This window comes from Comamonas sp. SCN 65-56 (assembly GCF_001724135.1).
GTDB lineage: Bacteria > Pseudomonadota > Gammaproteobacteria > Burkholderiales > Burkholderiaceae_C > Comamonas_C.
Genome location: NZ_MEDS01000038.1, coordinates 1 through 8951, shown reverse-complemented (window position 1 = coordinate 8951; position 8951 = coordinate 1). Strand labels below are relative to the sequence as shown.

Here is an 8951-nt window from a genome sequence, read left to right as displayed (position 1 = left end):
GGCAGCCTGCAGCAGATCCGGTTCGTGTTGACGGCGGTGTTTGTCCATGATTGGGATTTGTCCATGTTTTGTGGACAGAAGTCAATTGTGGACAAGATGGGGCCTGGAACCCGTGCGAGCCTCGCGATGCAAGATCAGGTACTGCGATTCGGGCCTAGCGCATGGCCCGAGCGCAGCAACTCCTGCGCATCGGCCCACAGCGTCTGACGCCACGCGCTGTCCTGCCCCGGTGGCGGGTCGATCAGATCGGCGGGGAACCAGCGATGGGCGTCGAGGGCAAGCACCTGCGGGACGAACAACTGGCCGTCGTCAAGGCGCACCAGCGCCTCCCGCGTGGCGACATGACCGATGACCATGATGCCAAGCTCGCCCGCGATGGCGCAGAGGGCCATCAGGTTGACGGTGCAAGGCGAATGGTCGAGGCGCCAGTGATCGGAGAGCAGCCAGTAGCGGCTCAGCTCCTGCGTATCGAGCGTGTCGAAGCGCTCACCATAGGCGACGCATAGCGATCCCGTGCTTTGCGGGCCGAGCGGTTCCTTGCTGGCCACGAAGACGTGGATGATGCGATCGAGGTTGGGGAAAAGTTTCTGCCGCTGCTGTAGCCAGTCGCGATAGATCGATGGTTGCTTGTAGCCCTGCACGCGATGATGGCGCTGGGAGTCGACGCCATCGAGCCAGCCGCGGCGCAACGCAAGCGTGTCCGCCGCCCAGTCGAGCAAGCGCGGCGTGAGTTTGTCCTTGAGATCATCCGCGTCGGCGAAGGCCGCGTTGGGCAGGGCCAGTGCCTCGGGAAGCAGACGGGGAATTTGCACACCGGCGACGCCGTGGGCGGCGAAGGCATCCAGCAAGCGTTGTGCCTGAGCGCGGGCAGGATTGCGGCGCTTTTTCCACACCGCGGCGAAGTCGCGAATCCCATCGACCACTGACTTGGGGTTGATGCTCAGCATGCAGATGATTGGTCTGCTGCGCTGACCAGTGCATCGGCGAGGCGGGACTGGGTGACGCGGGCTTGCTGCAGGCGCTCGCGCAGGTCGGCGCAGAGGCGACGCAGTTGTTCGACGCGGGCGACGATGCGGTGTTGTTCGGCGAGGGCTGGGAGGGGAATAGGCAAATTGAGAATCACTTGTCTGCCTACGTTCTTCATGGAGCTGCTAGTGCCAGACGCGTTCTCCGCGTAATAAGTCCGCGAAGTCTTGGCGTTGTTGACCATATTGAGAAAGTCTCGGTCAACCAACGAAGAAATATCGAGGCGAATGATCTTGTCACTGAGCATCAATCTTGGCTCAGGATTCTTCGCAACGACAGATCGCGCAACTAGCTCCTCGGTGTTGGCGCGTGAAATCAGGAAGTCGCCGCTCTGTACTTCGTACTCTGGACGTGGCTTGAGGCTTGCTGGAAGCTGTTTGTTTTCGGAGGAACGAAACTCTCCCCAAGATACGGCGCTTACTTTCAGCACGCCCCAGGCATCGCCACGCCGAGAACCTCCCTCACAGCTTGGACTCCACCCTGCTTCGCTCTTCCTAACCAAGGCACCGAAACGAACCCATTGCCATGCAGCAGGCACCACAAACGGAGCTTCGTCATCTGCAACCTGTGGCAGTGGCATATCGCGCCCGACCTTGCCTTCCGCAACAAGCTGACCTTTCTCGGCACGAATTCGGTCGAGCAACTTGCTTGCCGGCTCGTCGCTCTCATCCTGCGGAACAAGCAAACCGCGGACGGCAAGTTGCAGGATGGCTTGTTCGAGGGCGTCGACGGCTTCGGGGCGGTCGAGCAGCAGGTCGAAGTGGGTGGCGATGCGCTGCCAGTTTTCGGCCAGTTCTTCGGCGGATGTGCTGGCGGCGAGCACGTCGAACAGCGTGGCGACCAGCCGTGCATGCTGCTCGTCCTGCAGCCGGCCGTGCGCTTCCAGCGTGTCGCAAAGCTGCATCAGCTCCTCGACACGCGCGACGATGCGGGCTTGTTCGGCGAGGGGTGGTAAAGGCACATCAAGTGCGACAAGCGTGGTGCTTTTCAGATTGTTGATGCCGATGCCGGAAGAAGCCAGCGAAACTGCATCTCGGTAAAGCGGTGATGCGAAGAAGACAGAGAGATATGGGACGATCGTTGTATCGAAGGCTCGTAGCGATCCGCAAAATGCGCCAAAGGTATAGCACTCAGTACCCGAGAATCGCGCAGCCTTGCCCACCAAAGATTTGCTACCGCTGGCAAGGCAGACTACGAAATCACCCTCAACGAGACGTTGGTCAATGGACACTAGATGCTCAGGAACATAGACCAGACTATTGAAATTCATCCGTTGCTGGATGTTATTGGCGCGAAGTAGTGGAATGTATGACGCTCGAGGCGATTCAATTGCATCTTGCTTCTGGTAACTAACACCTCGTACTACGGAGTAGAGTTCGCCGCCAGCCGCAGTTATCCACCCAGCAGGTAGCAGATCGGCGGAATTGAAATTGTCGGCGTGGCTTCGCTCTGCGGCTCCCCTCGCCCTGCGTCCAGAAAGAGCTTTCTCCCTCAGTGAGGCAATCGAAGTAAGTAGAGCGCAGGCAGGTTCGTCAGTCGGCTCTTGAGCGAGAAGCCTCCCCCGCACCGCCGACGACAGAATCAACTCCCGCAACTTCGCCACACCCTGCGGCGCCGTTGCCAGCAGATCGAACGAGGTCCCAAACGCTGGCTCCACTGCCGTCTTCAGCGCATAAGCCGCCCTGCGTTCCGCGACCCGCGACTTGCTCATGCCTTCGCCTCGCCGCCGCCCAACGCCGCACCCAGCAACGCTTTGAGCTGATCGCGCATCCCCTGCGCCTCGGCCTGCAATCGCTGGTAGTCAGCCAACAACTGATCCGGATCGAGACTGACCTGCTCCGCCGTGTGCGGGTTCTTCTGGTCGAGGTTCCAGTTGGCGGCCTTGATGGTGTCGATGTCGACTTTCCAGGCGAAGGCGTTCTCCACGCGGCTGGCGTAGTTGTCGGCCGGGTCGCCCCACCACGCTTTTTCCACGTCGAATTCCTCGATGCGGATGGGCTTGGTCTTGTTGTAGTTCTTCACGCCGGCGGGGTACGGGTGCTCGTAGTACCAGACGTGTTTGGTGGGCTGGCCCTTGGTGAAGAACAGCAGGTTGGTCTTGATGCCGGTGTAGGGACTGAACACGCCGTTGGGCAGGCGCACGATGGTGTGCAGGTTGCACTCGGTGAGCAGCTGCTCCTTGATGCGCGATTTGACGCCTTCGCCAAACAGGGTGCCGTCGGGCAGCACCACGGCGCCGCGACCGTGGGGTTTCAGCAGGTGCTTGATCAGTACCAGGAACAGGTCGGCAGTTTCCTTGGTGCGCACGTCGGCGGGGAAGTTGCCCTCCACGCCCGGCTCCTCGGTGCCGCCGAACGGCGGGTTGGTGACGATCACGTCGACGCGGTCTTTCGCGCCGTAGTTGCGCAGCGGATAGGTCAGCGTGTTGTCGTGGCGGATCTCGCTGGGCACGTCGATGCCGTGCAGCAGCATGTTGGTGACGCACAGCAGGTGCGGCAGCTGCTTTTTCTCCACGCCGTGGATGGAGGTCTGCAGGGTGGCCTCGTCCTCGGCGCTGCGCGCCTGCTGGCGCAGGTGCTCCAGCGCGCAGACCAGGAAGCCGCCAGTGCCGCAGGCGGGATCGAGCACGGTTTCGCTTAAGCGAGGGTCGACCATGTCGACCATGAACTGGGTGACGGCGCGCGGCGTGTAGAACTCGCCCGCGTTGCCGGCGGACTGCAGGTCGCGCAGGATCTTTTCGTAGATGTCGTTGAACTGGTGGCGGTCGGTTTGGCGGTTGAAGTCGATCGCGTTGATCTTGTTGATCACCTGGCGCAGCAGTTGGCCGGACTTCATGTAGTTGAAGGCGTCCTCGAACACGCTCCGGATGACGTAGCCGCGCGGGTTGCGCTTGAGGTCACCGGGCAGTTCCTTCAGCGTGGGGAACAGCTGGATATTGAGGAAGTCCAGCAGGTCGTCGCCGGTGCGACCTTCCGGATCGGCGGCCCAGTCGCGCCAGCGCAGGTGTTCGGGCAGCGGCGACTTGTAATGGTCGTGCATCACTTCGAGCTGTTCTTCGTGGGCGTCGAAGATCTTCAGGAAGAACAGCCAGGTGAGCTGGCCGATGCGCTGGGCGTCGCCGTCGACGCCGGCGTCCTGGCGCATGATGTCCTGGATGGATTTGACGATGGAGCTGAGGTTGGACATGGATGGTTCTGTGTTTGATGGGATTCCTTCTCCCATTGGGAGAAGGTGGCCCGAAGGGTCGGATGAGGGTTCGGGTGGAGCGTGGGGTTCGGGCTTCGGCCGTACCCTCACCCCAACCCTCTCCCAAAGGGAGAGGGGGCTAGGAGCCGGGTGGAGCTGGGCGGTACAGCTCCGCTTCCAGTACCTGCAATGCCTGCAGGTATTGTGGCTTGCCGCCGAACGCCCGTACCAGCTCGATCGGAGTGCCGAGGTGGTCGATGGGCGGCAGGCGCAACACGTCCATGCTTTCCAGGGTCTGCACGCCGCTGTCGGCGTACTTGTCGATCAATGCGGCGATGACCTGGCGGGCGACCGGGCCGTATTGGGTAAACACGTTGCGCTTGCGCACATGGTTGGCGCGCTCGGCGCGGGTGAGCGGCGGCATGTCGTAGGCGACATGCAACACCAGGTCGAACGGGTCGAAGTCCTTGCCCACTTCGTCGGCCAGCGCGTCGAGGAACACGCCGTGGTCGTCCAGTTCCGCGATCAGGGCGGCTTTGCGTTCGGCCGTGGTCCACGCCTGCAGGAACGCATCCAGCGACTCGTACTGCTTCTTGATGTTGATACGGGTGTAGTCGCGCAGGCTTTCGGTGATCAGCTTGCCGTCTGCGTCGAGGTACTGCACGCGTTCCTTGGAGATGCTGACCGGCACGCGCTTGCCGTCGATGACGAAGCGCTTGACGATCTCGCCGCCTTCGCCGGGGCCAGCCGTGCTCGGGGAATCGCCGCCCTCGGAACTCCACGGACCGGGCTCTTCCTGCGTGCCGCCGGTCGACGGTGATGCCGGAGTCGGCGGCGGCTCGACGGGATCATTCGGGCCGGGCTGGTAGACCTGCACCGGATCGCCGTCGAAATCCTTGTCGGCAAACATCTCGGTGGCGCGCTTGAAATCCATGATGGTGAACCAGGTCTTGCCCAGATCCTCGCGCAGCCGCGTGCCGCGACCGACGATCTGCTTGAAGGTGGTCATCGACTTGATGGTCTGGTCCAGCACGATAAGCTTGCAGGTCTGCGCGTCGACGCCGGTGGACATCAGCCGCGAGGTGGTGGCGATGACCGGGAAGGTCTTCTCCGGGTCGATGAAGTTGTCCAGCTCCAGCTTCCCTTCCCGATTGTCGCCGGTGATCTGCACCACGTACTTTGGCTGGTCGACGCAGATGTCGGCGTTGGCGTTCGACAGCGCCTGGCGCATGCGTCCGGCGTGGTCGATGTCTTCGCAGAAGACGATGGTCTTGGCGTAGCGGTCGGTGGCCTTGAGGTACTGGGTGATTTTGTCGGCGACGAGCTGGTCGCGCGCTTCCAGCACCAGCGAGCGGTTCATGTCGCGCTGGTTGTAGATGCGGTCCTCGATCAGGTTGCCGTGCTTGTCGGTCATGCCGGCGCTCGGGCGCCAACCGTGCACGTCGCGGTCGAGGTCGATGCGGATGACCTTGTACGGCGCGAGGTAGCCGTCGTCGATGCCCTGTTTCAGCGAGTAGGTGTAGAACGGCTCGCCGAAGTAGTCGCTGTTGGAAATCTCCTGGGTTTCCTTCGGCGTGGCGGTGAGGCCGATCTGCGCGGCGCTGCTGAAGTACGTGAGTATCTCGCGCCACGCGGAGTCCTCGGCGGCGCTGCCGCGGTGGCACTCGTCGACGATGATCAGGTCGAAGAAATCCGGCGAGAACTGCTTGTAGATGTTGTCCTCGTCTTCGCGGCCGGATACGGCCTGGTACAGCGACAGGTAGATTTCGTAGGACTTGTCGACCAGCTTGGTGGTCTTGTGCACGGCCAGGTCGAGCTGGTCGATGAATCGCTGGCCCGTCTCGGCGTCGACCCGCTCCACGCCCTTCTGGTTTGGACTGAGCTTGGCCATCGCACCCTTGAATGGCTTGAAATCGTTGACCATGGTCTGGTCGATCAGGATGTTGCGGTCGGCCAGATACAGGATGCGTTTCTTCGCGCCGGACTTCCACAGCCGCCAGATGATCTGGAAGGCGGTGAAGGTCTTGCCGGTGCCGGTGGCCATGACCAGCAGCACGCGGTCGCGACCCGCGGCAATTGCCTCGACGGTGCGGTTGACGGCGGCGATCTGGTAATAGCGTGGCGGCTTGCCGGGGAACCACGCCGATTCCGCCACATGACGCACGTCAGCCGACCAGCCTCTCCAGGCGCAGTAGCGTTGCCACAGTTCGTCGGGGCCGGGGAATTCGTCGAGGGTGATCTCGCGTTCCAGCACGCCATCGCCCAGCGTGCGGTCGCGGAAGAGGAAGCCGTCGCCGTTGCTGGAAAACGCGAACGGCACATCAAGCAATTCAGCGTAAGCAATCGCCTGTGACATGCCGGCGTTGAGCGAATGGGTGTTGTCCTTGGCCTCGATCACCGCCAGCGGGCGATCCGCACGGTGACACAGCATGTAGTCGGCGCGGCGGATGCTGGACTTGTCGCGCGCGGCGCGATGGCCCCGCACCACCATGCGCCCGGCCTTGAGTGTGAATTCCTGAAACACCTGCTCATCCACGTTCCAGCCGCTGGCGACCAGGGCGGGCGTGATGAACTTCAGGCAGATGTCCGCTTCGGACAGTTTTTTCTTATCCATGAAGCATGACTCTGGCAACTCCCCCGACTCGAACACGCCAGAGCATAGGGCGTCGGGGCCACCCCGACCAGTCGACAGCCCGTTGCCTTCAAACAAGCACGGCGGATCAGCGCTGATCGTTGGCTCCGCATGTACCGGGCAACCGGTGGGTACTCATCCCTTGTTTCCGTCGAAAAGCAAAACGCCCCACTCGGGGCGTTTTGCTTTTCTGGCGGAGAGAGTGGGATTCGAACCCACGGAAGGTTTGACCCTTCGCCGGTTTTCAAGACCGGTGCCTTAAACCGCTCGGCCATCTCTCCAAGTTTGTCGAACTCTTCACCCGTTCGCCCTGAGCGTAGCGCAGCGGAGTCGAAGGGCAGCCCTTCGACTTCGGCCCTGCGGGCCTGCGCTCAGGTTGAACGGCCGGAAGTGCGGGAGGGCAATCCTATCAGGAACCGCTGTGCGGGCGACCGCCGGAGCCTTTCTTCGACAACGCCACCAGGCACCCCACCAGGACACCCACCGGGATCAACGCGCCCAGCAGCGGCAGCAGCACCTTCGGTTCCCGCGCCACCACCGGTACCAGTTGCGTGGCGCTGGCGAAGACGATCACCGCAATGCGCCAGCCACGACGATGCATCGCAAACCAGAAGCTGCCGACAAGCAGCGCGACAGCCACCGAGGAAATCGCGAAGTCCAGCGGATGCAGTGGCCACCAGACCGCGAAGAACAAGCGGCTGCCGATGAAGGCCAGCAGGCAGCCGATCAGCGTGAAGCTGGCGACCTGCTCGACCTGCCGCCATGAACGCGGCCCCTGTTGCGCGGCACTCACGCGATGCGATCCAGCCCGGCCATGTACGGGCGCAGCACCTCGGGCACGCTGATCGAGCCGTCGGCGTTCTGGTTGTTCTCCATCACCGCGATCAGGGTGCGGCCGATGGCGAGGCCGGAGCCGTTCAAGGTGTGCACGAGTTCGGGCTTGCCGGTGTCGGCGTTGCGCACGCGGGCCTGCAGGCGGCGGGCCTGGAAGTCTTCGCAGTTGGAGCAGCTGGAGATTTCGCGGTAGGTCTGCTGGCTGGGCAGCCACACTTCGAGGTCGTAGGTCTTGGTCGCACCGAAGCCCATGTCGCCGGTGCACAACAGCATCTTGCGGTATGGCAGGCCGAGTTTCTGCAGCACGGTTTCGGCGTGGCCGACCATTTCCTCCAGTTGCGCATAGGACTGCTCGGCGCGGGCGATGTGCACCATCTCGACCTTCTCGAACTGGTGCTGGCGGATCATGCCGCGGGTGTCGCGGCCGTAGCTGCCGGCCTCGGCGCGGAAGCACAGCGTGTGCGCAGTCATGCGTAGCGGCAGCGCGTCGGCGTCCTGGATGGTGTCGCGCACCAGGTTGGTCAGCGAAACTTCGGCGGTGGGGATCAGGTAGCGCTTCGTCTCGCCGACTTCGGTGGCGAACAGGTCTTCCTCGAATTTCGGCAGCTGGCCGGTGCCCTGCATGGTCTCGGCGTTGACGATCACCGGCACGTTGCATTCGAGATAGCCGTGCTCGCCGGTGTGCAGGTCGAGCATGAACTGGCCGAGCGCGCGATGCAGGCGCGCCAGTTGGCCGCGCAGCACGGTGAAGCGCGCGCCGGAGAGCTTGGCGCCGGCGTCGCCGTCGAGCCAGCCGTGGCGTTCGCCCAGTTCGACGTGATCCTTCACCGCGAACGCGAACTCGCGCGGCGTGCCCCAGCGGCTGACTTCGACGTTGTCGTGCTCGTCCTTGCCGACCGGCACGGACTCGTGCGGGATGTTCGGGATGCCCAGTGCGATGTCGGCAAGCTTCGCCTGCACCTCGGCCAGCGCCTGTTCGTTGGCCTTGAGCTTGTCGCCGATGCCAGCGACCTCTGCCATCAGCGGCGCGACATCCTCACCCCTGGCCTTGGCCTGGCCGATCGCCTTGGAGCGCGTGTTGCGCAGGTTCTGCAGCTCCTGCGTCTCCATCGCCAGCTGCTTGCGCGAACTCTCCAGCGCCTCGACGGCAGCCACGTCCAGCATGTAGCCGCGGGTTTCGGCGAGGCGTGCGGCGGTTTCGGCGAGATGCGAACGCAGCAGGGCGGGATCGAGCATGAGCGAGGTCCAGGTAACGGCTTGAACCGCGAATTAT

6 protein-coding genes and 1 tRNA gene are annotated in these 8951 nt (G+C 63.0%); all 7 read right to left on the bottom strand.

The window, feature by feature from the left end:
- Window positions 1-134: 134 nt before the first annotated feature.
- On the bottom strand, window positions 135-947 hold the full coding sequence (locus tag ABS45_RS17075; protein WP_291558022.1) for a hypothetical protein: 813 nt from the start codon (window positions 945-947) through the stop codon (window positions 135-137).
- Window positions 941-2737, bottom strand: a complete 1797-nt coding sequence (locus tag ABS45_RS17070) for a restriction endonuclease subunit S (protein ID WP_291558019.1) — start codon at window positions 2735-2737, stop codon at window positions 941-943. Before ABS45_RS17070 ends, ABS45_RS17075 begins: the two co-directional genes overlap by 7 nt.
- On the bottom strand, window positions 2734-4212 hold the full coding sequence (locus ABS45_RS17065; protein ID WP_291558016.1) for a class I SAM-dependent DNA methyltransferase: 1479 nt from the start codon (window positions 4210-4212) through the stop codon (window positions 2734-2736). Before ABS45_RS17065 ends, ABS45_RS17070 begins: the two co-directional genes overlap by 4 nt.
- 139 nt (window positions 4213-4351) lie before the next feature.
- Window positions 4352-6826 carry an EcoAI/FtnUII family type I restriction enzme subunit R gene (gene hsdR, locus ABS45_RS17060; RefSeq protein WP_291558013.1) on the bottom strand — a complete coding sequence of 825 codons (2475 nt, stop codon included), beginning with the start codon at window positions 6824-6826 and terminating at the stop codon, window positions 4352-4354.
- 209 nt (window positions 6827-7035) lie between these two features.
- Window positions 7036-7125, bottom strand: a tRNA-Ser gene (locus ABS45_RS17055).
- 128 nt (window positions 7126-7253) lie between these two features.
- A complete protein-coding gene (locus ABS45_RS17050) occupies window positions 7254-7637 on the bottom strand; it encodes a hypothetical protein (protein WP_291558010.1) in 384 nt (127 codons plus the stop codon).
- Window positions 7634-8914, bottom strand: coding sequence for a serine--tRNA ligase (gene serS, locus ABS45_RS17045; RefSeq protein WP_291558007.1), 1281 nt, complete (start codon window positions 8912-8914; stop codon window positions 7634-7636). The genes ABS45_RS17050 and serS overlap by 4 nt, the downstream gene beginning before the upstream one ends.
- Between the last annotated feature and the right edge of the window lie 37 nt (window positions 8915-8951).